28 protein-coding genes are annotated in these 25,449 nt (G+C 27.7%); 24 read left to right on the top strand and 4 right to left on the bottom strand.

Translation table 11 applies throughout. The annotated features are described in order from the left end of the window. Nucleotides 1-99: 99 nt before the first annotated feature. Together JJC01_14585 and JJC01_14580 are read right to left on the bottom strand one after the other, a co-directional pair. The gene (locus tag JJC01_14585; GenBank protein UDN60188.1) at nt 100-372 is read right to left on the bottom strand and encodes a sigma-70 family RNA polymerase sigma factor; all 273 of its coding nucleotides are present in this window, start codon (nt 370-372) and stop codon (nt 100-102) included. Nucleotides 373-406: 34 nt separating this feature from the next. After that, nucleotides 407-1,924 (bottom strand): recombinase family protein, encoded by a 1,518-nt coding sequence (locus JJC01_14580; protein UDN57392.1) that lies wholly within the window; start codon nt 1,922-1,924, stop codon nt 407-409. A gap of 180 nt (nt 1,925-2,104) precedes the next feature. Here JJC01_14580 and JJC01_14575 point away from each other — a divergent pair, with 180 nt between their 5' ends. The 4 genes from JJC01_14575 (at nt 2,105) to JJC01_14560 (ending at nt 5,403) form a co-directional block, all read left to right on the top strand. Next, nucleotides 2,105-2,917, top strand: a complete 813-nt coding sequence (locus JJC01_14575) for a hypothetical protein (GenBank protein ID UDN57391.1) — start codon at nt 2,105-2,107, stop codon at nt 2,915-2,917. Between the two features lie 242 nt (nt 2,918-3,159). Then, nucleotides 3,160-4,587, top strand: coding sequence for a cell wall-binding repeat-containing protein (locus JJC01_14570; GenBank protein ID UDN57390.1), 1,428 nt, complete (start codon nt 3,160-3,162; stop codon nt 4,585-4,587). A gap of 154 nt (nt 4,588-4,741) precedes the next feature. Then, complete coding sequence (locus JJC01_14565) at nt 4,742-4,900, top strand: hypothetical protein (protein UDN57389.1); 159 nt, start codon at nt 4,742-4,744, stop codon at nt 4,898-4,900. 284 nt (nt 4,901-5,184) lie between these two features. After that, a complete protein-coding gene (locus tag JJC01_14560) occupies nt 5,185-5,403 on the top strand; it encodes a hypothetical protein (protein UDN57388.1) in 219 nt (72 codons plus the stop codon). 302 nt (nt 5,404-5,705) lie between these two features. On the opposite strand, the gene JJC01_14555 is transcribed toward JJC01_14560, so the two are convergent. Further along, nucleotides 5,706-6,257 (bottom strand): helix-turn-helix transcriptional regulator, encoded by a 552-nt coding sequence (locus JJC01_14555; GenBank protein ID UDN57387.1) that lies wholly within the window; start codon nt 6,255-6,257, stop codon nt 5,706-5,708. A 190-nt stretch (nt 6,258-6,447) separates the two neighbouring features. On the opposite strand from JJC01_14555, the gene JJC01_14550 reads away from it, so the two are divergent. Continuing rightward, a complete protein-coding gene (locus tag JJC01_14550) occupies nt 6,448-7,410 on the top strand; it encodes a cysteine synthase family protein (GenBank protein UDN57386.1) in 963 nt (320 codons plus the stop codon). A 391-nt stretch (nt 7,411-7,801) separates the two neighbouring features. Here the strand turns inward: JJC01_14550 and JJC01_14545 are convergent, their stop codons facing one another. Continuing rightward, on the bottom strand, nt 7,802-8,194 hold the full coding sequence (locus JJC01_14545; protein ID UDN57385.1) for a sigma-70 family RNA polymerase sigma factor: 393 nt from the start codon (nt 8,192-8,194) through the stop codon (nt 7,802-7,804). Nucleotides 8,195-8,452: 258 nt separating this feature from the next. Between JJC01_14545 and aroE the strand changes: the two genes are divergently transcribed. From aroE to ylqF, 19 genes are all read left to right on the top strand, one after another. Then, nucleotides 8,453-9,304, top strand: coding sequence for a shikimate dehydrogenase (gene aroE / locus JJC01_14540; protein UDN57384.1), 852 nt, complete (start codon nt 8,453-8,455; stop codon nt 9,302-9,304). Nucleotides 9,305-9,361: 57 nt separating this feature from the next. After that, on the top strand, nt 9,362-9,721 hold the full coding sequence (locus tag JJC01_14535; GenBank protein UDN57383.1) for a hypothetical protein: 360 nt from the start codon (nt 9,362-9,364) through the stop codon (nt 9,719-9,721). Next, on the top strand, nt 9,708-10,400 hold the full coding sequence (locus JJC01_14530) for a hypothetical protein (protein UDN57382.1): 693 nt from the start codon (nt 9,708-9,710) through the stop codon (nt 10,398-10,400). The genes JJC01_14535 and JJC01_14530 overlap by 14 nt, the downstream gene beginning before the upstream one ends. Nucleotides 10,401-10,419: 19 nt before the next feature. Next, on the top strand, nt 10,420-10,839 hold the full coding sequence (locus JJC01_14525) for a hypothetical protein (protein ID UDN57381.1): 420 nt from the start codon (nt 10,420-10,422) through the stop codon (nt 10,837-10,839). Continuing rightward, nucleotides 10,829-11,359, top strand: a complete 531-nt coding sequence (locus tag JJC01_14520; protein ID UDN57380.1) for a hypothetical protein — start codon at nt 10,829-10,831, stop codon at nt 11,357-11,359. Before JJC01_14525 ends, JJC01_14520 begins: the two co-directional genes overlap by 11 nt. Nucleotides 11,360-11,757: 398 nt before the next feature. Continuing rightward, a complete protein-coding gene (efp, locus tag JJC01_14515; GenBank protein ID UDN57379.1) occupies nt 11,758-12,315 on the top strand; it encodes an elongation factor P in 558 nt (185 codons plus the stop codon). A gap of 91 nt (nt 12,316-12,406) precedes the next feature. Further along, complete coding sequence (locus JJC01_14510) at nt 12,407-12,868, top strand: zinc ribbon domain-containing protein (protein UDN57378.1); 462 nt, start codon at nt 12,407-12,409, stop codon at nt 12,866-12,868. A 162-nt stretch (nt 12,869-13,030) separates the two neighbouring features. Further along, the gene (locus tag JJC01_14505; protein ID UDN57377.1) at nt 13,031-13,741 is read left to right on the top strand and encodes a ribonuclease III; all 711 of its coding nucleotides are present in this window, start codon (nt 13,031-13,033) and stop codon (nt 13,739-13,741) included. A gap of 53 nt (nt 13,742-13,794) precedes the next feature. Next, nucleotides 13,795-14,865, top strand: coding sequence for a radical SAM protein (locus JJC01_14500; protein UDN57376.1), 1,071 nt, complete (start codon nt 13,795-13,797; stop codon nt 14,863-14,865). 27 nt (nt 14,866-14,892) lie between these two features. After that, on the top strand, nt 14,893-18,447 hold the full coding sequence (gene smc, locus JJC01_14495; protein ID UDN57375.1) for a chromosome segregation protein SMC: 3,555 nt from the start codon (nt 14,893-14,895) through the stop codon (nt 18,445-18,447). 26 nt (nt 18,448-18,473) lie between these two features. Continuing rightward, the gene (gene ftsY / locus JJC01_14490; protein UDN57374.1) at nt 18,474-19,766 is read left to right on the top strand and encodes a signal recognition particle-docking protein FtsY; all 1,293 of its coding nucleotides are present in this window, start codon (nt 18,474-18,476) and stop codon (nt 19,764-19,766) included. Between the two features lie 102 nt (nt 19,767-19,868). Further along, nucleotides 19,869-20,237 carry a YlxM family DNA-binding protein gene (locus JJC01_14485; GenBank protein UDN57373.1) on the top strand — a complete coding sequence of 123 codons (369 nt, stop codon included), beginning with the start codon at nt 19,869-19,871 and terminating at the stop codon, nt 20,235-20,237. Beyond that, on the top strand, nt 20,234-21,586 hold the full coding sequence (gene ffh / locus JJC01_14480; protein UDN57372.1) for a signal recognition particle protein: 1,353 nt from the start codon (nt 20,234-20,236) through the stop codon (nt 21,584-21,586). The genes JJC01_14485 and ffh overlap by 4 nt, the downstream gene beginning before the upstream one ends. 39 nt (nt 21,587-21,625) lie before the next feature. Continuing rightward, nucleotides 21,626-21,898: a 30S ribosomal protein S16 gene (gene rpsP / locus JJC01_14475; GenBank protein UDN57371.1), complete on the top strand. Its 273-nt coding sequence runs from the start codon at nt 21,626-21,628 to the stop codon at nt 21,896-21,898. A 64-nt stretch (nt 21,899-21,962) separates the two neighbouring features. After that, a complete protein-coding gene (locus tag JJC01_14470; protein UDN57370.1) occupies nt 21,963-22,190 on the top strand; it encodes a KH domain-containing protein in 228 nt (75 codons plus the stop codon). A gap of 110 nt (nt 22,191-22,300) precedes the next feature. Next, nucleotides 22,301-22,816, top strand: coding sequence for a 16S rRNA processing protein RimM (gene rimM / locus JJC01_14465; GenBank protein UDN57369.1), 516 nt, complete (start codon nt 22,301-22,303; stop codon nt 22,814-22,816). Nucleotides 22,817-22,824: 8 nt separating this feature from the next. After that, the gene (gene trmD / locus JJC01_14460; protein UDN57368.1) at nt 22,825-23,520 is read left to right on the top strand and encodes a tRNA (guanosine(37)-N1)-methyltransferase TrmD; all 696 of its coding nucleotides are present in this window, start codon (nt 22,825-22,827) and stop codon (nt 23,518-23,520) included. Between the two features lie 187 nt (nt 23,521-23,707). Beyond that, complete coding sequence (gene rplS, locus JJC01_14455; protein ID UDN57367.1) at nt 23,708-24,058, top strand: 50S ribosomal protein L19; 351 nt, start codon at nt 23,708-23,710, stop codon at nt 24,056-24,058. Between the two features lie 317 nt (nt 24,059-24,375). Next, nucleotides 24,376-25,272 (top strand): ribosome biogenesis GTPase YlqF, encoded by an 897-nt coding sequence (gene ylqF, locus JJC01_14450; GenBank protein UDN57366.1) that lies wholly within the window; start codon nt 24,376-24,378, stop codon nt 25,270-25,272. Nucleotides 25,273-25,449 lie beyond the last annotated feature (177 nt).

Genomic DNA, 25,449 nt, shown 5'->3' with positions numbered 1-25,449 from the left:
AGTCATGTATTATAAAATTTAAGGATATATCGTAATTTTAATTTTTAGGCAAGTTGTTTTGTCTAATGTTATACGATATATCCTTCTAAAAATATAATATTAATTTTCTTGAACAAGCTCTTTTTCTAGTTTTTTAAGAGCTTTTTTTTCGATTCTGGACACATATGATCTAGAGATATCAAGTCTTTGTGCTATTTCTCTTTGAGTTTTATACCCATAAGGAGTTAACCCGTATCTTAACTGGACAATTTCTCTTTCTCTAGGAGTAAGGATTTTGTTAAGTTGTTCATATAGTTTTCCAACTTGAACTTTTAACTCAACTTCGTCAAGAACATAGTTGACATCTGTACCAAGTATATCCAAAAGACTTATTTCATTACATACTACTCTTTATATGTTATTGGTATTACTGGTCTTCATGTAATTTCAAATGAACCATTAATTCAAAAGAATCTAGTTTTTGTTCTTTAGATTTGTAATAAACTGCTTTATCAATTACAGATTTTAGGAGTTTATTTTTTCCAAGTAAATCTGAATCGTGGTAAAGTGATAGTACAGTTTTAATATCTTCTATCATTTTAGCATTATCTTTTTTAACAGTATTTAATTTATTTTTTACTGTCTTGATTGAATCTTTAATTTCCTCAGTTCTTGAACTTATATTATTAGACCTTTCAATAAATGTATCTTCATCATATATTCCTCGCTCCAATAAATCATATAACTTATTTTTTTGCTTACTCAATTCTTTTAATTCAGTTTCTAAGCTTTTTAATACTCGCTTTTGAAATTCTATATTGCTGTCTTTATTATTTTTATCTAAGTCTATATCAGATGCTTTTAATTGATATTTTTTTACAGTGTCTTCCAAAGATTTTAAAATGGCAGCTTCAATAAATTCAAAGCGAGAACTTTTATTACAACCAGGATGATAACAAATTATATAGTCGTGGTCTGCATATGGTCTATGTACTAATGGTCTACCACAGTTTTTGCAAATTATTATTCCTGCAAGTGGATTTTTTATTTGATTACCATAGCTGATGTGACCATTTTTTTTGAGTATAGTTTGAGCCTTTTTCCATGTTAATTCACTTATTAAAGGTTCATGCTTTCCTTTTGCCTCAATCCATTCATCTTTAGGTCTTAGCTTAACTGTTTTTATTTTGTTTGGATTTTTAGATTTTTTATAGTCCTTTTTTTGCCATTGAATATATCCACAATAAACTTTATTTTTTATTATATTTGTGATTGCAGAGTTATACCAGTTAGCACCTGTAGCAGTTTTAATGCCCAAGTTATTTAGATATTTTGATATTTTACTACAACCCATATCCTCATTAATATATAAGTCAAAGATAGTCCTAACTACATCAGCATCATTATTTGGTATAAGTATTCTTTCTTTTCTGCCTGTTGTTACAGCATCATATCCAAATGGAGCAGAAGTTCCTATGAAATTACCTTCTTCAACTGATTTTATTCTTCCTCTTTGCATACGTCTAGATATAAGTTTTAGCTCTTTTCTTGCCATAAAGGCTTCAAATTCTGAATATTCTTCATCAAATTCATCTGTTAGGTCATATGTTTTTCTAGGTGTTATAATTTTGGTTTTACTTTCTTTAAAAGTTTCTAATATTATACCTTGGTCTTTCATATCCCCACGACCAAGTCTGTCTAAGTCCATAACTAAGACGGAATCGTATTTATTTTCTTCAACTTCCTTTAGGAGTTCAATCATTTTAGGTCTATGTATTATACTTTCACCAGAAACTAGCTCTTCTTTTATCTCAGATACATCCAAGTTTTGTTCTTTTGCTAGTTTTAGTAGGGTTGATTTATGTCTACTTAAAGTTTCAAATTCTCCTTGTTTTTCTGCCTCTTCATCAGCACGAGATTTTCTTAAGTATATAGCAACACTCATATAAATAATCACACTCCTTGAATATATTATATATTATATTAAGTATATAAGGGTATAATTTATGATAATTAAAACTTGATATAATTGTAAAAATAGTATGAAAATTTCGCATGAATCGACAGCATTCAGTAGGTAAATATAGTATAATTCAATTGAAAACAATTTTTAAGGGGGAATTATATGTGTAATTTCAAAAAAATACTAGGCTTGTTTATGATAATTATGTTATCAGTTTCTGTGGTAGCATGCTCTAGTGGGGGAGATTCAAAAGATGAAAGCAAAGGTAAGGACAAGCAATTTATCGAGGATTTAGGAAAAGGTTTAAAAAAAAGATGGGATTTGGCATCTAAAGAAGAAGCTGGAACATTAAACTTAGAGCAGAATGAAGCTTATGAAAAATTTGTAGAAGCAGAAATGGATGCTGTATCAAAATATAAAGATGCTGAGTTTGACAGCCCAGAACTTGGTAAATTGGCAAAAGATTATATAAAAGCTCTTGAAGATTCAAAGGAAGCCATAAAATATTATTCAAACGACCCATTGAAGTTTTCAGAACTTTGGGAAAAGCCTTATAATGAGAGAAGTACAATATTGTTGACTTTAGTTGACAAGTTTGGTTTGAAAGTAGATGAAAAAGAGTTTAAGGTATTAAAAGACAATGCACAAGTTGTAAATGAAGAAAACGATTCAAAAGAAAAAATTGATGCTATGGTAAAAGGTATAAAATTTGAAAAAGTAAAAGATGAATATGATTGGAAGACTTATCAAGCTACTGTAGAAAATACAGGTGATTTAGATCTTCAAGACTTTTACTTAGATATAAATTTAATAGACAAAGATGGTGTAATAATTGAGACACAAACATCAACATCAGTAAATGGAACTTGGAAGAAAGGTCAAAAAGTTAGACTTGAGTTTAATACAGATAAGGATTTTGAAAAAATAGAGTGGACGCCTCATTATTCTGCAAACAATTATAGTATAACTGAATAGATAATTTATATCTAAAAATATATAGAAAGTATTAGCTAATTTAAGAGGATAGATTTTTAGTCTATTTTTAGTAAGACTATATAACTATTTTATATTAATTCAGCTACATGAAAAGGATGTATAATAATCAATGTTAATTTAGTTAATATTTATATTAAGTAATAATTTTCCTAATTTATGACAACTTTTTTCTATAAAGTGTTATATAATTTAAGTGAAAATATTTAGGAGGGGAAGATATTATGAAAATTAAAAAATTATTAACAATAGGGTTATCTTTATCTATGTTTATTGCTAGTTGCCCTATATCTGCAAATGCACTTGATAAGATTGATACAATTAAAGGTGTAGATAAATATGAAACTGCTGGACTTATCGCAGATAAGCAAAACTATACAACAGCTATACTGATTAATGCAGATAGTACAATGGCAGATGGATTATCTGCAAGTGGGCTTGCAGGTAGTACAAATGCACCTATTCTTTTAACTAAGAAAAATAGTATACCAAATGCTACACTTAAAAGAGTAGAAAAGGCAAAAAAAGTATATATAATCGGAGGAGAAAACTCTATTGATAAAGCAACAGAAACTGTTCTAAAAGATAAAGGGATAGAGATTAAAAGACTTCAAGGTAGTGATAGAATTAAGACAAGCTATGATGTTGCAAAAGAAATAAATTCAATTAACAAAGTAAATAAAGTAATATTGACTAATGCTTTTAAAGGAGAACCTGATGCAATGAGTGCTGCACCTGTAGCTGTTAGAGATAAAGCAGCTATAGTATTAACTGATGGAAAAAGTGTATCATTTAATACAACTGGTGTGGAAAGTTATGTAATAGGTGGCAATTCATCAATGAATGACAAACTAGTTAATGATACTAATTCAACTAGATTGGGCGGGACTGATAGATATGATACTAATGAAAAAATAATAAATAAATTTTATAGTGGAGTAAAAGAATTTTATATAGCAAGTGGTACTGATTTAGTGTATGCGCTTGTTGGCTCTACTATTGCTAAAAATAATGCTATTGTGTTAGTTGATAATGATAGTAATAAAAGTGTATTGAAAAGTACAACTAAATTAACTGCTATAGGAAATTTGAGTGATAGTATATTACAACAGTGTTTAAATGTGACAAAAAATATAGGAGATTCTAATACTGGAAGACAATATAAAGTAGAAGATGCTGCTAATGCAGTAAAAAAATTGTTAGGTGTAAATAAGTTTTACTATGAACCTAATTATTCAGAAGATGAAGATTTAATATTTATACTAGATAAAAACTTTGCTTTTTCAGGAAAAGAGTACTATGCATTTGCTTATATCAAACAAGGCGCAGAGGGTGATGTTAGATATTGTGTAGAAAAAAATGATATGAGTAAAGTTTATACATATGATGTTAATGGTAATATGAAAGTATGTAATCCTGATGATTATAAAAATAAAGAAAGTATAACAGAGGAACAAGCAAAACAGATAGCATTAAAAGAATGTGCGAAGAGACATAAAATCAATATCAATAACTTAATAGTTGATATGATAGATTTTAGAGATGATATATATAGTGGTAATGTTTATGCTGTTAAAATCAATTCAAAAAATAGCAATGGAACTTTTGGCTGGTTTTTTATAGATATAAAAACTGGAAAAATTTATAACTAAAATTAGAATATCTAAGTGTACATTTTTTATTAGATAGATTACCAAATTATGTTATAATATTTTTAGCAAGAAGATGTAATCTACAATTTATAGAGTGGAGTTCATACAAACAAAAGATTATCCTCCCAACAAAAATGGAGGGAGGTGATTATGTATGGATAATTTTTTACTGAGCATATTAGCTAGTATTCTAGCTAGCTATATAGTTTACTTAATAAGTAAGTTATTTAGAAAATGTAAAAAACCACTCAAAGCTGGCACTAAGAGTGGTTGGGAGTTTGATTTAAAAATCAAATTCCATAAATTCAAATAATATCATTTATGATGAACTCCACTCTACTGCTAAATAGATTGTAGTTCTTCTTGCTTTTATTATATCACAAGTTGGTATAAATATTCAAAAATAATAATTTTATATTTATTAATTAGAGAAGGATAGAGTAGGTTAAACTACTCTATTTTTATTTATGAACTACACTTTACATTGATTTTATTATATTCAATTTTTTAATATAGAATTTTAAAATTAAATACATCTTAAAATATTAAGTATAAGACAAGTTTATAGCCTCATATTTTATAATAAGGGGTGATATTGTGAAAATACTACAACAATTTAAACCATTTAAATATGATGCTGAAAAAGATATAGAATATGATGAGAAAATCATAGCTAATCAAAATACAGAAGTTTATATAATATATCCACGTATCTCTGATGAAGAAAACAAAAGAAGATGGAATGAACTTGATGCTGTAGCTAAAGAAATAGCTATTAATATAGCAATGAAAAAAGCTGAGACAGTTGAAAGTTAAAAAAATAGAGAAGTTGCTAATACTTAGCACTTCGCTGTAAAGAAATTGGACAAGTATTTTCATAGAGTTTTGATAACATTTTTGTAAAGTATATAATACCTAATAATTAGAGCCTTAGTTATTCAGTTAAAAAATAGTTCATTGGAGTTCAAGGTTTTAGAAGTTAGGTAGCAATAATATTTATGTAACATCATCAATAAATTATGAAAAAGAGTGTAAGAAAACAAAAAAGATAAATCATATCTATGAAGATTCACCTTTTTATATGAGAAAATCATCATCCTAATTTTGAATCAATATCTTTAAACTGGATAGTAATTTATTATCACTGTTTTCAATGTTTTTTTTCCTTGATTATGGTATGTATGTGTTGATTCGGCTGAAAAACAGATAGAGTCATTTTCTTTAAGTTGATAAACAGAATCATTTACTTCTAATCCTAACTGACCTTCTAGAATCATAATATATTCTTGAGATTTTTCAGAATGACCAATAGATGTATAACTGTGACCTTCCTCTAATTCCATTTGAAATAATTCAAAATTTCTAGTTGGTGTATTAGGATAATAACAATAAAGACGATAGTCTTCACTTTCTGAAATTTGAACATCTATGTCAGATTTTGAAACAATAAAAGTTTTATCTTGTGGTTGGTCAAGTATTGCAGTGTATGGTACATTTAGTCCATTTGCAATCTTCCAAATTGTGTTTACTGTAGGATTAGAATCACCCTTTTCAATTTGTGATAGCATTACTTTACTTACACCAGATAATTCAGCAAGTTGACCTAAACTTAAATTACGTTCATTACGTAATCGATTTAAATTTTTTGCAATAATAGTATTAATACTCATATGTACTCCTTAAATTGTAAATTATTGACAAATATAATTTACGAATGTATAATTTATTTAACATTATTTCTAATTTATGAATGCATAATAGATTAAATGTTAAATATACTGTACATCCGTAATATACATTATAATGTATAAATAATTGTTTTTCAACAGATGATAGTTAATCGATTAAGGGGGAATTGTGATGCATGTACTTAATAATGTTACAGAAGCAATAGGAAATACTCCAATGTTACACTTATCTAAAATAGTGAAGGAATTTGGAGTAGATGGTAATATTTATGCAAAGATGGAGTATTTAAATCCAGGATTTAGTAAAAAGGACCGTGTAGCATTACAAATGATTACAGAAGCAGAAAATGCAGGGCTATTAGTTCATGGACAAGCAGTTGTAGAATTGACAAGTGGAAATACAGGTACAGGATTGGCAATAGCTTGTGCATGTAAGGGTTATAAGTTTATTGCATGCATGTCAAAAGGAAATTCTATGGAAAGAGCAAGAATGATGAAAGCTTTAGGAGCAGAAGTAGTTCTTGTAGACCAAATGCCTAATTCAGTTCATGGACAAGTTTCTGGAGAAGATTTAGCACTTGTAGAAGTTGAGGCTCAAAAAATTGCAAAAGAAAGAAATGCATTTAGAGCAGATCAATTTAATTTAGAAGCTTGTAATCATGCACATGAATATTATACAGCAGAAGAAATGTGGAAACAATTAGATGGGAATATTGATGTATTTGTAGATTTCCTTGGAAGTGGTAGTACTTTTGCTGGTTGTTCGAAAACACTTAAAAAGCACAATTCTTCTATTAAATGCTATGTGGTTGAACCTTCAACAGCAGCAATTTATTCAGGCAAAGAAATAACTGATCAAGGGCATAAAATACAAGGTGGAGGTTATTCTATGGATTTACCATTAGTAGATAAAAAGTTTATTGATGGTTATATTCAGGTAACAGATGATGAAGCAACTAATGTAGCTAGAAAATTGGCTAAATTAGAAGGCGTATTTGCAGGTTTTTCTTCTGGAGCAAATGTATGCGCAGCAATTAAATTATTAGAGAGTTCAGAAAAAGGTAAAAATATAGTTCTTACTCTTAATGATAGTGGCTTAAAATACTTGAGTACTGATTTATATGAAGAATTATAATGACATTAAAATATTAATGTACCAACTTTTAAATTAAAAATATATATTAAAATTCATCAGTTATGTTTTAAAAAAAATCATAATTTAACTACAAAAAAGTATCTCTTTAAACCTGAGATACTTTTTTCATATTTTTTATATCTATAATACTTATTTATCAATAACTTGTATCTAGATAACAGATCTTAATTCATACACTTAGTTTTTTAAAAAGCTTTATACTAATTTTTTAATAATTCTTTATTTATATGATATTTTATGGATTTATTGTAGAATCTAAAATTCTCATGTGCATAGTTTAGAACCATATTTGACATTCAAAAGAGGTGAAAATACTACTTTGTAACCAAAGCCTAAGATAGGTGAAAACAAAATAATAGATAATAAAAAATTACATATAAAGAATAGTGTTTATTTCATTACCTTCTTTATCTGTTCCGATAGGGTCTTGTAGAGATACTTGTGATTTGTTTTTTTTGTTAGATCTGATATTCATTAAAATTTCATTTTCAATACATCTAGAAGCGTATGTTGCCAATCGAGTTCCTTTATCTATATTATAAGTTTCTATAGCTTTTATTAATCCTATTGTACCTATAGATATTAAATCATCTTGATCTTCTGTCGAATTGTTATATTTTTTTGCGATATAAGCTACTAATCTCATGTTTCTTTCAATCAATATATCTTTTGCACTTTTATCATTTTCTATTTTAAATTTAGTTAAATACTCAATCTCTTCTTCAGGGGTTAAGGGTTTTTCAAAAGATTTAAGCGCTGCCAATAAGTCACCCCCCTTTTTAACGGTCACTTTAAATTATATGAAGGAGACTTATCCAAGTTGACTGTTATTCAATAAAATAATATGTATACTGTTAGAATTTAAAACATATATTTACAAACTTTTGGCTGTAATATAACATTAAAAAGAAGAATTTAAGTTTGATTTTTTGTTGAATATATAAAAAATAAGACGGATAAATTATTAGTTTATTTGGTATAAATTGAATTTTAGATGTCAATAAATAAAAGGGAGAAAGATATGATTATAAATAGCGAAACAAAGCTTATATGTCTTTTAGGACATCCAGTGAAACAAAGTTTTTCACCAATCATGCATAATTACTTATTTGAAAAATACAAACAAAATAATGTTTATGTATGCTTTGATGTAGAGTCAAAAGACTTATGGAAAACAGTAGAGTCCATAAAAAGTATGGGTGTAGAGGGTTGTAATGTGACAATACCTCATAAGGTAAATATAATTAAATACTTGGATTATATTGATTACAAAGCAAAATTAGTTGGAGCAGTTAATACGATTAAGAATGAAGGAGGTAGATTAAAAGGATATAATACTGATGGAGTTGGATTTGTAAAAGCTGTAATTGAAAATGGGTTTGACCTAAAAGACAAAAAGGTCATGATATTAGGTTGTGGAGGTTCGTGTAGAAGTATTGCTATTGAACTTGCATTTAACAATGTAAAATCTATAGAAATAAGAAATAGAAGTATAGATAAAGCAAGGGAAATATCAAATATAATAAAATCCAGTTTTAAATTAGATGTAGTCTATAGCACTAAAGAAGTTGATAAAAATGATTTAAGCAAAATTGATATACTTATAAATACTACACCAATAGGTATGGGGAATAACTTATGTCCAATAGATGAATCATTGATTCCAAGCAAAAAAATACTAGTATGTAATATAGTATACAAGCCTCATGAAACAAGCCTTATAAAATGGGCGAGAAAATACAATTTAGATGTTATATTTGGAATTGATATGTTAATAAATCAAGGTCTAAGTGCATTTTGTATATGGACTGGAATAAAGTTAGATAGTAATGAAAATAGTTGTATAAAAGAGCTTTATGAAAAGAATTTATAACTAAATCCTTAAGATTTAATCTATAGAATAAAAATATTAATGAGAGGTTTTTTATTATTGAAAATGAAAAAGAGTGGTTTTATATCAATTGAATGTATAATGAGTATCGCCATATTATATGTAGCTGTGTATTTGGTATCTACATCTTTATATAACTGCTATAGTTTTATTAGTAAAAATGTATCCAATAGAGAAATGTTAAATATTGCAAAGAAATACTTGGAAGATGAGAAATATAAAATAAAAAATAATGAATATCAATTGACTGAGGATGAAATAAATAAAAACTACATAAAAGGTTATGAGATAAATAGCACAGTGAAACAAATTTTAAACTATTATCAATGTTATGAGATAAATATGGAAATTAAGAGTGATTTAAAACAATTAAGATTTAAGAGTTATGTTACGAAATAATAAAGGTTCTATATTAATAATAGCATTGATAATATTTTCTATTATAAGCACTGTATGTATTATGTGTATAGGTTTAATTTATAGTAATGATAACTTATTTGAATTAGAATATAAAGATGCTAAGTTAAGGGAAGTTTCTTTAAGTGGTATAGAAATATCAATAAGTAATGTTCTTTGCTGTGTGGAAGAAGCTATTAATATATCTAATAATGAAGAAGAATTTAGAGACTATTTCTTAGGAAATAATATGATTGATTGTATAAAAAAAATAAAAGATATATCTTATAGTAATTTAGAAGAAGTTCATTTAAAAATAGAAAACAATACTATATATGACAAAGGAGATTTTTTTGAATTTGACATAACAAGTACAGCTAGAGAGAAAGACTTTTTAAAAGTAATAAAAGTGAGCGTGAAAATTAAAAATCCATGGGTAGGAGTTGATATTAAAGATTATACAGAGGCTGATTATAGTGATAAAGATTTTATTGAAACATCTGATGAGTCTAAATCGTTTGACCAAATAGAACTTTCAACTATATTTGAGACTGACAGTAAAGATTTTGATAATCAAAACACTAATGGAGAAGAAGAAATCGACCAAGAGATAATAGAAAATATAAAAAAGAACTTTGATGAAAAAAACTTAGTATATATATATAAGTATAGGGGTGTATAACTTTGAAAAAAGAAGGAATGTGACTGTAATAGAATTAGTAGTATCCATAAGTATAATACTATTGATAACTACAATATGTTTTCCAAAAGATAATCTTGAAAATCATAAAATAAATTTATTTGCACGTCAACTTTGTTCAGATATAAGGTATGTTAGACGAATTAATATGTTTAGCAACTACAATACATATATATACTATATAAAGCAAAAGGAACAAGAAGGATATGTATTGAGAAAAGATGGCAAAGATGTTAAATCCATAGTACTGCCTAGAAATGTAAGAATCGCAAGAAGTATTGAAACTATAAAATTTAAATCTGATGGCTCACCTCAAAGAGCAACTACAATAGAGATATATAATGGTAGATTAAATAAAACTATAACAATAACACCTGTAAGTGGAAGAGTACTTTTGAAAGAGGGAAAATATGAAACGTAAATGTGGATATTTACTTTTAGAAAGTGCAGTATCTTTAACTGTAATTGTAGTACTGGTGATAACTTTATATTCTATATTTATACTTACAATGAATTTAAAAGTTAAAATAGAAGATAAAATAGAGTTACAACAACAAAGTATTGAAATTACAAAATCTATAGAAGGAATCATTGGTAATTCTAAGGGGATAATAAACTTATCTTCTAATGATGAAGGTTTAAAAAAAATGACATCCATAAAATGTAGATATATAGATGAAAATACAACTTATAATGAAGAATATACAAGCAACAAAGAAATTATATTAAATGAGAGACGAAATAAGTTGTTTGTAAATTCTTTAAATGGTGAAAGTAGTCAAGCTGGTGGATATGAAATTGGTGATTATGTAGATGAAATGTATGTCTCAATGTCTAATAATGGAGAATATATTAATATAATCTTGAAATTATCAAAACGTAATCAAAGATATGAAACTGAGTTTAAAGTAAAAATATGGAATTTTATTAAAAATGTATAATTTTAAGTAACAGTATAATTTTTAAGTAACAGTATTATTAATGAAGAAAAATGTTTTAAATTTTCATAAAAGTTATTCTGTAAAAATCTAAAAAATTATGTTTATCCATTGTTTTTAAATAAAAAGTAATGAGTAATAGTGGAAAGTATAGTTGTAGAGATAAATAATATCAACATATAAAATGTATAAAGTGTGATTATAGATGTAAATAATAAAAATATAGGATAAGTAATCTGCCAAATACTTGTTTATATTGTATAACTTATGATATTATGATATTAGTAAAAATTTGTAATCCTGACTTGACAGAATTCAAGTAAGAGATATAATTTTAAAGGCATAGTAATGTAAAATTTACTAAAAAATAAGAAATTTATTTTAATATGGAGGAACAAAAAATGGTATCAGCAGGTGATTTTAGAAAAGGTGTTACATTTGAAAAAGATGGACAACCATGTTTAGTAGTTGATTTTCAACACGTTAAGCCAGGTAAAGGAGCTGCTTTCGTTAGGACTAAATACAGAAATTTAAAAACAGGAGCTATAAGAGAAGAAAGTTTTAATCCAAGTGAAAAATTCCCTAAAGCTGTAATAGATACAAGACAAATGCAATATCTATACAATGATGGTGAGTTATATTATTTTATGGACCAAGAAAATTTTGAACAAATACCATTAAACTATGATCAAGTTGAAGATGCAATTAAATTCTTAAAAGAAAATGAAGTTGCTACAATAAGATTTTATCAAGGACAACCATTCCAAGTGGAAGCTCCAAACTTTGCAGAACTAGAAGTTGTAGATACAGAGCCAGGAATAAAGGGTGATACAGCAAGTAATGTAACTAAAGCAGCTACAGTTGAAACTGGAGCAGTTGTTCAAGTTCCATTATTTATAAATACTGGAGATAAAGTGAAGATAGATACTAGAACAGGTGAATATTTATCAAGAGTATAAAAATTTATGTATATAAAAGCTTATATGTCTTAATAATATAAGATATATGAGCTTTTAGTTTATATATTAAAAAGAAAGCGAGGGGTGTTACATGAAACATTTATATGAAGAAGTTGCATACTTAAAAGGTTTAGCAGAAGGTTTAGAAATAAGCACTGAAAGTAAAGAAGGGAAAATGATACATAAAATAGTTGATGCATTAGAAGTATTTGCAGAAGCTATTGTAACATTGGATGAAGAACAGGAAGAACTTCAAGATTTTGTTGAATCTATAGACGAAGATTTAGCAGATTTAGAAGAAGATATTGCTGACATGGAAGATGACCTTTACGAAGAAGATGAAGAAAATGATGACGATGAGGACTTCAGCTATATAGAAATGGAATGCCCAAATTGTGGAGAATTAGTAGAAATAGACGAAGATTTGTTATATGATGATGACGTAGATGTTGTTTGTCCTGATTGTAAGGCTGTAATATTATCATCAGAAGATGATTATGATGATGATGATTGTACATGTGGTGGTTGTTCGAATTGTGATGATAGAGAATAAAAATTCATAAGAAATAAAACTGCCTATGATGCCTATGAGATATTTTGTTTCATAGGTAGTTTTATTTTTATGAGGACAAGTATTTTAGATTTTGGTTTTGCAATAGTTGCACAAAAATAGTACACTAGAATTTATAGAATAGGATTTTGGAGGGATGTAATAATGAAGATAAGTAAAAAATTACTAGATAATATACAAAGATTTGAAGATGTTATAAATTATAAATTTAAAAATAAAGAATATATACTAGAAGCTCTTACACATAGTTCATATTCTAATGAAAATAAGAGATATAATTTTAATGAAAGATTAGAATTTTTAGGAGATTCAGTTTTAGGCATAGTGATAAGTGATTATTTATTTAATGAAGAATCTAATCTGCCCGAAGGGGAATTGACTAAGCTTAGAGCAAATATAGTTTGTGAGGATTCATTAAGTGAAGTTGCAAATGATATAAATTTAGGGGTTCATATGTTACTGGGTAGAGGTGAAGAAGCTACTGGAGGTAGACATAGAACTTCAATATTAGCAGATGCATTTGAGGCTGTAATAGCAGCAATATATCTTGATGGAGGATTTGAAAGTGCAAGACAATTTATATTACACCATATGGAAAATATAATTTACGATTCAAGAAAGGGAAATATATTTAGAGACTATAAAACACATCTTCAAGAAGTATTACAAGGAAATGGAGAAAATAATATTTGGTATAGGCTTATAGAAGAAAAAGGACCAGACCATAATAAAAGGTTTGTTATGGAAGTGGGAATTAATGAAGGTGTTTTGGGGATAGGAGAAGGTAAAAGTAAAAAAGAAGCAGAACAATTGGCTGCTAAAGTAGCTTTAAAGAAAAAATTATGGGAAAAATAAATATAATATGTAAAAATATAAAAAGAAATATTTAGATTAGAAGGATGTTGTAGATGAAAAAGAGAATTATACCTATATTTGTTCCTCACAAAGGTTGTCCTCATGATTGTATATTTTGTAATCAAAAAAAAATAACAGGTGTGAGTACTGATGTTACTAGTGAAGATGCAAGAAATATAATTGAAGAATGTCTAAAGACTATAGATAAGGATGCTGATGTAGAAATAGCATTTTTTGGTGGAAGTTTTACTGCCATAGATGTAGATATACAAAAAAGTTTATTAGCTGTTGCCAAAGAATATGTAGAAAAAGGTTTTATAAAAGATATTAGAATGTCCACAAGGCCAGATTGTATTAGTGAAGAAATATTGGAAATGTTAAAAGAATATAAGACAAGTATAATAGAGCTTGGAGTACAATCCTTAGATGAAAAAGTATTGTTAGATAGTATTAGAGGTCATCAGTCAGAAATTGTATATAAGAGTTCAAAGTTGATAAAAAATAGTGGAATTAAACTTGGTTTACAAATGATGGTTGGGCTTCCAGCTGATACAGAAGAAAAATGCATATTTACAGCCAAAAAATTTGTAGAGCTTAGACCAGATTGTGTAAGAATTTATCCAACTTTAGTGGTAAAAGAGACTGGTCTGGAAAAATTGATGGAGCAAAACGAATATAAGCCATTTACACTTGACGAGAGTATAAGAATAGTAAAAAAAGTACTTGTATTATTTTATGTTAATGATATAAATGTAATAAGAGTCGGGCTTCAAGCTACTGATGATATACAAATGGGAAAAGCTGTCTTAGCGGGTCCATATCACCCTGCTTTTAGAGAATTAGTAGAAGCTGAGATGATAAAAGATTATTTAGAATTTCTTATTTTACAAAATAAAAATATAAATAACGTGTTGGTGAAGTCTAATAAAAAGAATATTTCTAAAATAATAGGAAATAAAAAAACAAATATTAAATATATGAAAGAAAATTTTGGTGTGATTTTAAAAACACAAGAATCAGATTTAGATATAAATCAATTAGAAATTGTGTTAGATGGGAAAAGTTTAATTATTGCTAATATGAGAGACATCCATAGAAAATTGTATGACATTTATAACCTTTAGTTTTAACAATGAAGGGAGAGAAACGATTTGTATTTAAAGAGACTAGAGTTAAAGGGATTTAAATCCTTTCCAGTAAAGACAGATATTATTTTTAAAGAAGGAATAACAGCGATAGTAGGACCAAATGGAAGTGGAAAAAGTAACATATCTGATGCCGTAAGATGGGTATTAGGAGAACAAAGTATCAAAAGTCTTAGAGGAGACAAACTTGAAGATGTAATATTTGCAGGTACAGATACAAAAAAACCCATGAATTACTGTGAAGTAGCTCTTACTATTGACAATTCTGAGAATCAATTAGAATTAGACTTTACAGAAGTGACTATAAGAAGAAGAGCTTATAGAAATGGAGAAAGTGAATTTTTTCTAAATAATAAGAGTTGCAGATTAAAGGATATAAAAGAAGTCTTTTTAGATACTGGTATTGGAAAAGATGGTTATTCAATCATAGAGCAAGGAAAAGTAGATGAAATATTGAGTAATAATCCTTTAAGTAGAAGAAAAGTTTTTGATGAAGCTTGTGGTATATCAAAATATAGATATAAAAAACAGGAAGCAGAAAGAAATTTAAGTAATACAAAAGAAAATTTAGAAAGAATAGATGATATATATATAGAAATTGAAAATCAATTAAAACCTCTTTTTAATCAACAAACAAAAGCAAAAAAGTATTTAGAAATAAGTGAAAAATTAAAAATATTAGAAGTCAATAATTTTATAAGAGAAATTGAAGGAATAGAAAAAGAACTGAGTGAAGTTGATGAGCATAGTAAAGTTCTTGAAAAAGAACTTAAAGAAAAAGAAGAACAAAAAAATGTTGTAGAGAAAAAACAAGAAGATGTTGATAAGGAGATAGAGGTACTACAAGATGTAATTGAAAAATCTGTAGATTATATAAATTCAATTAAAGGTGTTATATCAAAAAAAGAGTCACAGATAAATTTAATTAAAGAAAGAATAAAAAACTTTACAAATGAAATTCATAGAAAAAATTCTGAAATAAACAATATAAAAGAAAAGCTAAATGAAAATAAGGTATACATAAAAGAATTAGAAAGTAATAAGTCTTCAAATAGCGAAGAGTTATCGATATTACAAGAGAATATAAAAAAGTTAGAATCTAGTAAAGAAAATCAAAGGATGAAGTTGGAATCTTTAAATAATGATATAGAATTATTTAAAGAAAATATAATAGATATATTAAATAAGAAGCAAGAATTTAGTAATAAGTTATCTGCTTTAAATGCAAATAAAGAAAATATGAATATCAGAGATGAAAACATAAACTCAGAAATAGCAGAGTTAAACCAAAATGTCCAAACAAAATCTTCTGAATTAGATAGTATAAATAAAGACTTTAATATGAAAAAAGAAACTTTAAACAATGTGAATAACAGAAATAAAAAATTAACTGCTGATTTACAATATTCTATTAATGAACTCAATAAGATAGAAGATGAAATACAGAAAAGTAAATACAATCTAAATGGATATAACTCAAAGTTAAATGTTTATATAGATATGGAAAACCATTATGAGGGATTTAATAGAGGTGTAAAAGAAGTATTAAAAAATAAGGATTTAAGAGGTATTCATGGAGCGCTAGGACAGATTATAAATGTTCCTGAAAAATATGAGAAATCTGTAGAAGCAGCACTTGGTGCTTATATGCAAAATATAATAACTGATGATGAGTTTAGTGCTAAATCTGCAATAAACTATTTAAAGAAGAATAATTTAGGAAGAGTAACATTTCTGCCATTAAATATAATTAAATCAAATAAAATAAGTTTGGGAAATTTAAAAGCAAATACTAAATTTATAGGAATAGCAAGTGATTTAATTACGTTTGATGAAAAATATAGAAATATAATTGAAAATATACTTGGAAGAACGATATTTATAAATAATATAGATGAAGGGATAAAATTTGCAAAAGAAACTGGTCATAGATTTAAAATAGTAACTTTAGATGGTGAAATCTTAAATCCAGGAGGTTCTTTAACAGGAGGTAGTTTAAAAACTAACGGAAATATATTATCAAGAAAAAGATTTATTAACGAATATACAGAAAAAATAAATGATGTTAAGGTTGAGATTTCAGGTCTAGAAATTACAAAAGAATCTCTAAATAAAAATATAAAAAATATAAAAAGTGAAATTGACTTAGTTGAAAATGAAGTAAAAGATTTAGAAAAAAGCATTATAATAAAGAGTACAAGTATAGAAAATATCGAATCTGAGATTGAATCTTTAAAATCTAGTATTACTAGATTAGATAATGAGAAAAGTGATTTGGGTTCTAACTTGAATTATACTCTCGAAAAAAGTGATATTGTTAAAAAAGAGATGGAAGAATTAGAAAATACATACAATCAAAATAAAGAAAAAATTGATATATTAAGTGATGAAATAAAAAAATATAATGATTTGTATGATAAAGAAAAATCTGAATTTGATGAATTAAACCTAACTTTAGTAAAGAAAACAGAAGCTTATAATAGTATAGTTAGAGATATAAAAAGAATATCTGGTGAAAATTACGAGTTAGAAGAAAAAACCAAACAATTAGATGAATCATTAAATTATGAAGAACAAGAAATAGTTAAGTTACAAGACTCTATATCTATTGAAGAAAAAGAAAAAGAAAACTTAATTAAGCAATTAGGGGACAGCAATAGAAATCTTGAAACTAGAAAAATAGCTAAAGATGACTTGAAAAATAACTTTGATGAAATTGGTAAAGAGTTAAAAATTATAGATAGACAACATATAGAACTTAAAGAAAGTTTATTTAAGGTTGGTGGAAGATTAGAAAGATTAAAAACTAGTCAAGACACATATATAAATAAGTTATTTGAACAATATGAAATGACTTTAGTACAAGCATTGGAAATCAAAGATGAAAATCTAGAGATAGATAGAAAATTCTTAGAAAATTTAAAGAGAGAAATAAGAAGTCTTGGGAATATAAATATAGATTCTATCAAAGAATATGAAGAAATAAAAGAAAGATATGATTTTTATAGTGAACAAAAACAAGATTTAGAAGAATCTATGGAGGAAATAGAAAAACTTATACATACATTAGAAGAAAATATGAAATCTGAATTTGAGGTTAAATTTGAAGAAATAAGTAAAAACTTTAAGTATGTGTACAAAAGACTATTTGGTGGTGGATGTGGAGAATTAACTATTTTAGATAAAGAAAATTTATTAGAAAGTGATATACTAATAACAGCTCAACCACCTGGTAAAAAAATGAAAAATTTAAATCTACTGTCTGGTGGAGAAAAAGCTCTAACTGCAATAAGCATATTATTTGCAATATTAATTACAAAACCAACACCATTTTGCATATTAGATGAAATTGAGGCTCCACTTGATGATGCAAATATATTCAGATTTGGAGAATTTTTAAAAGATTTATCTAAAGAGACACAATTTATATCAGTAACTCATAGGAGAGGAACTATGGAAGCTGCTGATTATATATATGGGGTTACAATGCAAGAAAAAGCTATTTCAAAAGTTATTAGTTTAAAACTAAAAGAAGCTCAAGAGATAACTGATATTATATAACTTAGATTGACATAGGAGGAAGAATAGTGTTAAAAAAATTATTTGGTTTTGGCAAAGACAAGGATAAGGAATTAGAAAAAAAAGATGTTGGCTCAGAAGAAGAAATAGAAACTGGTGCTGACAACTTAGAAAATGTAGAAGAAACAATTTTTTCAGGGTTTGAGGAGGAAGTTGTAGATAAAGTAGAAGATATTCCAGAAAAAACTGAAGAAGAAGTTGTTGATGAAAGTGCTGAAGAAGATAGAGAGATAGAAGATAAGATAGATACTAATGAACAAGATGTAGAAGAGATAATAAATAATGATTCTCTAGATAGTGAAATAGAAGCATTAAACAATGATAATAATGATGAAGAAACTGAACATGAAGATTATGAAAATAAAGAAGAGAAATATGAAGAAAAGAAAGTTAATTTGTTTGAAAGATTAAAACAAGGATTAACAAAGGCAAAACAAGGAATAACTGATAGAATAGATGAGGTTTTAAAATCATATACAAAAATAGATGAAGAATTGCTTGAGGATTTAGAGGAAATTTTAATAACAGCAGATGTTGGTGTAAATACAACTATGGACATAATTGAGAAACTAAGAGATAAGATAAAGCAAAAGGGAATTACTGAACCAATAAAGGTAAGAGAAGAACTTAAATCTATAGTTGAAGATATCCTTACAAATGAAAACTCTACATTAGACATAGAACCAGCTCCATGTATAATCCTAATGGTAGGTGTAAATGGAGTAGGTAAAACTACTACGATAGGAAAATTGGCAAATAGATATAAAAAAGATGGAAAAAAAGTTTTATTAGCAGCAGCAGATACATTTAGAGCAGCAGCAACAGAGCAATTAGAAATCTGGGCAAATAGAACTAATGTAGATATAATAAAGCATCAAGAAGGAGCAGATCCAGGAGCAGTAGTGTTTGATGCCATAAAGGCAGCAAAAGCTAGAAAGGCAGATTTATTAATATGTGATACAGCCGGAAGATTACACAACAAAGCTAATCTTATGAATGAACTTGGAAAAGTATTTAAAATAGTAGATAGAGAATTTCCAGAAGCAAAGCGTGAGGTACTTCTTGTAGTAGATGCCACAACAGGTCAAAATGCAGTTGTTCAAGCTAAAACATTTAAAGAAGTTGCAGATATAACAGGTATAGTACTTACAAAACTTGATGGAACAGCAAAAGGTGGAGTAGTGCTTGCAGTAAAGTCAGAAGTAGATGTACCTGTAAAACTTATTGGAGTTGGAGAAAGAGTAGAAGACTTACAGGATTTTGATGCAAAATCATTTTCAGATGCATTATTTGGTAACTAGTATTCTTTTAAAAATAATGGTTGACAAGAGTGTTTATATGATATAAAATACAATAGTGTAAAGTAAATAACCTTTACAGTATACTGCTAGGAAGTGTAAGATATGAATATAGAAAAAATGGTCGAAATTGGATTGTTATTTGAACAGTATAAAGAATTACTAACTGATAAGCAAAAAGAGATAGTAGCTCTATACTATGAAGAGGATTACTCTTTAGGTGAAATCAGTGAGAATTTAAGTGTATCAAGACAAGGTGTATATGATACATTGAAACGTTCAGAAAAGATACTAAGAGATTATGAAGAAAAGCTACATTTAGTATCTAAGCTTCAAGAACAGGAAAAAAATATTAAATTTATAAGAAATAAAATTATTGACATTAAAGAAGATTTATTGCACAATAGAGATTGTGCTAATTTAATCCCTAAGCTAGAAAATATAGAAGATGTATGTAGGGAGATGATAAAATGATATTTGAAGGATTGTCGGATAAACTACAAGGGGCATTCAGTAAGTTAAAGTCAAAAGGAAAACTTACAGAAGCAGATGTAAAAAATGCTATGAGAGAAGTTAAACTTGCTCTTCTTGAAGCAGATGTTAACTTTAAAGTAGTTAAAGATTTTATAAAAAAAGTTCAAGAGAGATGTGTTGGACAAGAGGTTATGCAAAGTTTGACACCAGCTCAACATGTAATAAAAATTGTAAATGAAGAACTTACAAGTTTAATGGGGGATGTACAAAGTAAAGTAATGATTTCCTCAAAACCTCCTACAATCTTAATGATGGTTGGATTGCAAGGTGCAGGTAAAACTACGACAGCAGGAAAACTTGGAGGATATTTTAAAAAGCAAGGCAAGAAGCCTCTATTGGTGGCTTGTGATATTTATAGACCAGCAGCTATAAAGCAACTTCAAGTTGTTGGTGAAAAATTGGATATACCTGTATTCAATATGGGAGATAAAGAAAGTCCAGTAAATATTGCCAAGGCAGGTTTAAGTCATGCAATTAAAAATGCTAACGATTTGGTTATTATAGATACTGCTGGTAGACTTCATATAGATGAAGTGCTTATGGATGAGTTAAAGTCAATTAAGTCAGAAGTTAAGCCACATGAAATACTTTTAGTTGTAGACTCTATGACAGGGCAAGATGCAGTAAATGTTGCAGAAAGCTTCAATGAAGCACTTGGTGTTGATGGAGTAGTATTAACTAAATTAGATGGAGATACTAGAGGTGGAGCTGCACTTTCAATAAGAGCAGTAACACAAAAACCTATAAAGTTTATGGGTATGGGAGAGAAACTAGATGATATAGAACCTTTCCACCCAGACAGAATGGCATCAAGGATATTAGGTATGGGAGATGTATTAAGCCTAATAGAAAAAGCACAAGAAAGTATGGACTTAGAAAAAGCTAAGGAATTAGAACAAAAAATCAAAAAACAAGAACTAGATTTTGAAGATTTTTTACAACAAATGGAACAAATACAAAATATGGGACCTCTAGACAAGATACTTGGTATGATGCCTGGTATGGGAAATATAAAAGACCAACTTGGAGATGTAGACTTGAATGGTAAAGAAATGAATAGAACTAAAGCCATAATTCAGTCAATGACTACATATGAGAGACGTAACCCAGGAATATTAAATGCTTCTAGGAAAAAAAGAATAGCTAGAGGTAGTGGAACTACTGTTCAAGATGTAAATAGACTTATAAAACAACTTAATGAAATGAAAAAAATGATGAAGATGTTTGCTGGTTCACAAAAAAGTATGAAGAAAAGGGGCGGCTTAGGCGGTTTACCTTTTTTTAAATAAAATATAAAAAATAGTAAAAATTATTCGGAGGTGACTGTAATGGCAGTTAAAATAAGATTAAAAAGAATGGGAGCTAATAAAAAACCTTTCTACAGAATAGTAGTAGCTGATTCAAGAGCTCCAAGAGATGGAAAATTCATAGAAGAAATAGGATACTATAATCCAATTTCTGAACCTAAACAAGTAAGAATAAATGATGAAAAAGCTATAAAATGGTTAGCTACTGGTGCTCAACCAACAGAAGTAGTTAAAAAATTACTTGTAAAAAATGGAGTAATAGAAAAATTCGAAGCTTCTAAACAAGCAAAATAATTTTCTCTTAGCAATTAGTATAAGTAAATACTTATTGTTGAGGTTACTTTAGGAGATGAAATATATGAAAGAGCTAGTTGTAGATATAGCTAAGGCTCTAGTTGATAATCCTGACTCAGTTGTTGTTGAGGAATTTAAAGACAATGACGGTATCGTCTTAAAGCTTACAGTTGCTCAAGATGACATGGGTAAGGTTATTGGGAAGCAGGGAAGAATAGCTAAAGCTATAAGAACTGTCGTAAGATCTGTTGCAAATAGAGAAAACATAAAAGTTTCTCTTGAGATAGTGTAAAGAGGAGGATTAGGTATAGTGCCTAGTCCTTTTTGTATAACTGTGTACAGTTTTGAGAATTTATGATGATATGGTAACATAAGATTAAATTTTTTTGAGAAGGTGATAACATGAATGAAAAATTAACTCATTTTAAGGTAGGGCAAATAGTAAACACACAAGGTCTAAAAGGTGAGGTAAGAGTTTATCCACTTACTGATGATATAGATAGATTTGATGAATTGAAAGATTTTTATTTAGGAAAAGATTTAAACAACAAGTGGACTGTAGAAAATGTAAGATATAAAGGTTCTATGGTTATAATGAAGATAAAAGATATAGACACTATAGAAAAAGCAGAAAAGCTAAAAAATAAATTTATGTATGTGTCTAGAGAAGAGAGTAGAGACCTTGAAGAAGGCGAGTTTTTTATAGCAGACATGATTGGTTTGGAAGTTTTAACTATAGAAGGAAAGTATGTAGGAGTCTTGGAGGATGTACTTCAATATTCTGCAAATGATGTCTATGTAATAAAAGGTGAAGAAGATAAAGAATTTATGATACCAGCTATAAAAAAATTTGTACCTACTATAGATATGGATGAAAGAAAAATGATTATAGACCCTATTAAGGGTATGATAGATTAGGTGGTAATATGAGATTTCACATAATGACGCTTTTTCCAGAAATATTTAATTCATACATGAATGAAAGTATAATGAAAAGAGCAGTTGAAAAAGGCATAATTGATGTGCATATATATAATATAAGAGATTTTTCTAATAATAAACATAAAAAAGTAGATGATTATCCATTTGGAGGAGGAGCTGGTATGGTGATGACTCCTCAACCTATATATGACACATATAAGCATATAATAAAAACTCATAATATAAACAATCCAAGAGTAATTTATTTAACTCCCAAAGGTAAAGTATACAATCAATCTATAGTCAAAGAGATGTCTATCCAAGAGGATATAATACTTTTATGTGGTCACTATGAAGGAATAGATGAGAGAATTATTGATTTAATAGTAACTGATGAAATTTCAATTGGAGATTATGTACTAACTGGAGGAGAACTGCCTGCACTTATAATGATAGATTCTATATCAAGGTTAATTCCAGGAGTATTAAATCAGGACGAGTCATTTGAAGAGGAGTCATTTAAAGATAATCTATTGGAGTATCCTCATTACACAAGACCTAGAGAGTTTGAAGAGTTAAAAGTACCAGAAGTGCTTTTATCAGGAAATCATAAAAAGATAGATGAGTGGAGACGAGAAGAATCTATAAGAATAACTAAGGAAAGACGATTAGACTTATATAAAAAATCTCAAGAAAAATAAAAACATATACAATAAAATTTAATATACATGTATACAATAAAGTGGGTATAAATGGAATTAAAAATATAAAAATGCTTGTAATAACTATAGAAGTATAGTATAATATAAAATGTTGAAAATACGGGCGTTCCTCTGTTTACACTGGTCGGGTAGTTAAGAACGTCTATGATATTTAGGAGGAAGAAAGATGAATGAAATGCTAAGAGCAATTGAGCAAGAACAATTAAAAAATGAAGTTCCTAATTTTGGACCTGGGGACACAGTTAAAGTACACGTTAGAATTATAGAAGGTAAAAGAGAAAGAATACAAATATTCGAAGGTGTAGTATTAAAGAGACAAGGTGGAGGAGCAAGAGAGACTTTTACAGTTAGAAAAATGTCTTTCAATGTTGGTGTAGAAAGAACTTTCCCAGTTCACTCTCCAAAAATAGAAAAAATAGAAGTAACTAGAAAAGGTAAAGTAAGAAGAGCTAAACTAAACTACTTAAGAGGTAGAGTAGGTAAAGCTGCTAAGATAAAAGAAGCTAGAAATAGATAATTAAAAACTTTACTTATAAATGGGGGGCTGATTTATCAGTCCTCTTTCTATTTTAACTGAAATCATAACAAATAATTAAATTGTAAGCAGATATGATTATTTGTTGAAAATATACTATTTATTGATAGATTTAGGAATTTTAAAATTGAAAATAAAATCAATAAATATTGGATTATATTTTGAAATAATACTAAAAATAAGAAGATAATATTATGTAAAGTATGATGTTAAAAGGGTGACAATGTAAGGTTTTAAGTAGATATATTTTTTAGTAAAATTAGGTAATAATAACATACTATTTTAAAGGAGTGATATACATGTCAAATGAATATGAAGAGTATCTTATGGATAATAATCTACATATAAACTGGTATCCAGGCCATATGAAGAAAACCAAAGAATTAGTAAAAAATAACTTAAAACTAATTGATGTAGTGGTTGAACTTTTAGATGCTAGAATACCATTTAGTAGCAAAAATCCAGATATAGATATGCTTGTAGGAGATAAGCCTAGGGTAGTTGTATTAAATAAAAGTGATATGGCAGATAGAGATAAGTTAAATCAATGGATTGAGTACTACAAAAAGAATAACATAAAAGCTATACCAGTAGATACATTAAAAGGTGTAGGTGTAAATAAGATAGTAGAAGAATGTAAGAATGTAACTAGAGAAAAAATGAGTTCTTTAAAAGATAAAGGAAGAAAAGAAAGAGCTATAAGAATAATGATAGTTGGTGTACCAAATGTAGGAAAATCATCTCTTATAAACAAATTAACAGGTAGAAAAAGCACTCAAACAGGAGATAAACCAGGAGTAACTAAAGGTAAGCAATGGGTTAGATTAAAGGGAAATCTTGAACTTTTAGATACACCTGGAATACTTTGGCCAAAGTTTGAAGACCAAGAAGTTGCTTTAAACTTAGCATTTAGTAGAGCTATAAAAGATGAGATTTTAGACGTTGAGACCTTAGCTTTAAGACTTATAGAAAAACTTATGATAATAGAGCCAGAAAAGTTGAAAGCTAGATATAAATTAGATTCTTTAGGAGAAACTCCAATTGAAACAATGGATATGATTGGTCATAAAAGAGGATTCATAACAGGTGGGAAAGAACTTGATTATACACGCATAGCTGTAACTGTCTTAAATGAGTTTAGAGATGGAAAGATAGGCAATATAACACTAGAAGTACCAGAGAGTGTTAAAAGATAGATTTTAAAGCTGGGTTAAAAAATTAATATTATAAGTAAAAAAAAACCTTTTTTTAAAAGGTTTTTTTTCTTTTCTGAAATATAGACAAAAATTGTCACATGAAAGTATAAATTAGATTAGAAAACTTTCAAAAATATTAATTTAAGACAAATATACCTAATTTTTTGAAAATTAAAA

Origin of the sequence: Clostridioides sp. ES-S-0010-02 (assembly GCA_020641055.1) — a bacterium.
In the GTDB taxonomy this organism is placed as follows: Bacteria; Bacillota; Clostridia; order Peptostreptococcales; family Peptostreptococcaceae; genus Clostridioides.
The sequence above is the reverse complement of the archived record's forward strand: the minus strand, read 5'-3'. Positions and strand labels throughout refer to the sequence as shown.

Coding starts and splice junctions, on each gene's coding strand:
- JJC01_14510 (UDN57378.1), top strand. CDS start 12,407: ATGAAACATTTATATGAAGAAGTTGCATACTTAAAAGGTTTAGCAGAA.
- efp (UDN57379.1), top strand. CDS start 11,758: ATGGTATCAGCAGGTGATTTTAGAAAAGGTGTTACATTTGAAAAAGAT.
- ylqF (UDN57366.1), top strand. CDS start 24,376: ATGTCAAATGAATATGAAGAGTATCTTATGGATAATAATCTACATATA.
- rplS (UDN57367.1), top strand. CDS start 23,708: ATGAATGAAATGCTAAGAGCAATTGAGCAAGAACAATTAAAAAATGAA.
- JJC01_14555 (UDN57387.1), bottom strand. CDS start 6,257: ATGAGTATTAATACTATTATTGCAAAAAATTTAAATCGATTACGTAAT.
- ffh (UDN57372.1), top strand. CDS start 20,234: ATGATATTTGAAGGATTGTCGGATAAACTACAAGGGGCATTCAGTAAG.
- JJC01_14530 (UDN57382.1), top strand. CDS start 9,708: ATGTTACGAAATAATAAAGGTTCTATATTAATAATAGCATTGATAATA.
- JJC01_14470 (UDN57370.1), top strand. CDS start 21,963: ATGAAAGAGCTAGTTGTAGATATAGCTAAGGCTCTAGTTGATAATCCT.
- JJC01_14485 (UDN57373.1), top strand. CDS start 19,869: ATGAATATAGAAAAAATGGTCGAAATTGGATTGTTATTTGAACAGTAT.
- rpsP (UDN57371.1), top strand. CDS start 21,626: ATGGCAGTTAAAATAAGATTAAAAAGAATGGGAGCTAATAAAAAACCT.
- aroE (UDN57384.1), top strand. CDS start 8,453: ATGATTATAAATAGCGAAACAAAGCTTATATGTCTTTTAGGACATCCA.
- rimM (UDN57369.1), top strand. CDS start 22,301: ATGAATGAAAAATTAACTCATTTTAAGGTAGGGCAAATAGTAAACACA.
- trmD (UDN57368.1), top strand. CDS start 22,825: ATGAGATTTCACATAATGACGCTTTTTCCAGAAATATTTAATTCATAC.
- JJC01_14575 (UDN57391.1), top strand. CDS start 2,105: ATGTGTAATTTCAAAAAAATACTAGGCTTGTTTATGATAATTATGTTA.
- JJC01_14580 (UDN57392.1), bottom strand. CDS start 1,924: ATGAGTGTTGCTATATACTTAAGAAAATCTCGTGCTGATGAAGAGGCA.
- JJC01_14505 (UDN57377.1), top strand. CDS start 13,031: ATGAAGATAAGTAAAAAATTACTAGATAATATACAAAGATTTGAAGAT.
- JJC01_14550 (UDN57386.1), top strand. CDS start 6,448: ATGCATGTACTTAATAATGTTACAGAAGCAATAGGAAATACTCCAATG.
- JJC01_14565 (UDN57389.1), top strand. CDS start 4,742: ATGGATAATTTTTTACTGAGCATATTAGCTAGTATTCTAGCTAGCTAT.
- JJC01_14570 (UDN57390.1), top strand. CDS start 3,160: ATGAAAATTAAAAAATTATTAACAATAGGGTTATCTTTATCTATGTTT.
- JJC01_14520 (UDN57380.1), top strand. CDS start 10,829: ATGAAACGTAAATGTGGATATTTACTTTTAGAAAGTGCAGTATCTTTA.
- JJC01_14500 (UDN57376.1), top strand. CDS start 13,795: ATGAAAAAGAGAATTATACCTATATTTGTTCCTCACAAAGGTTGTCCT.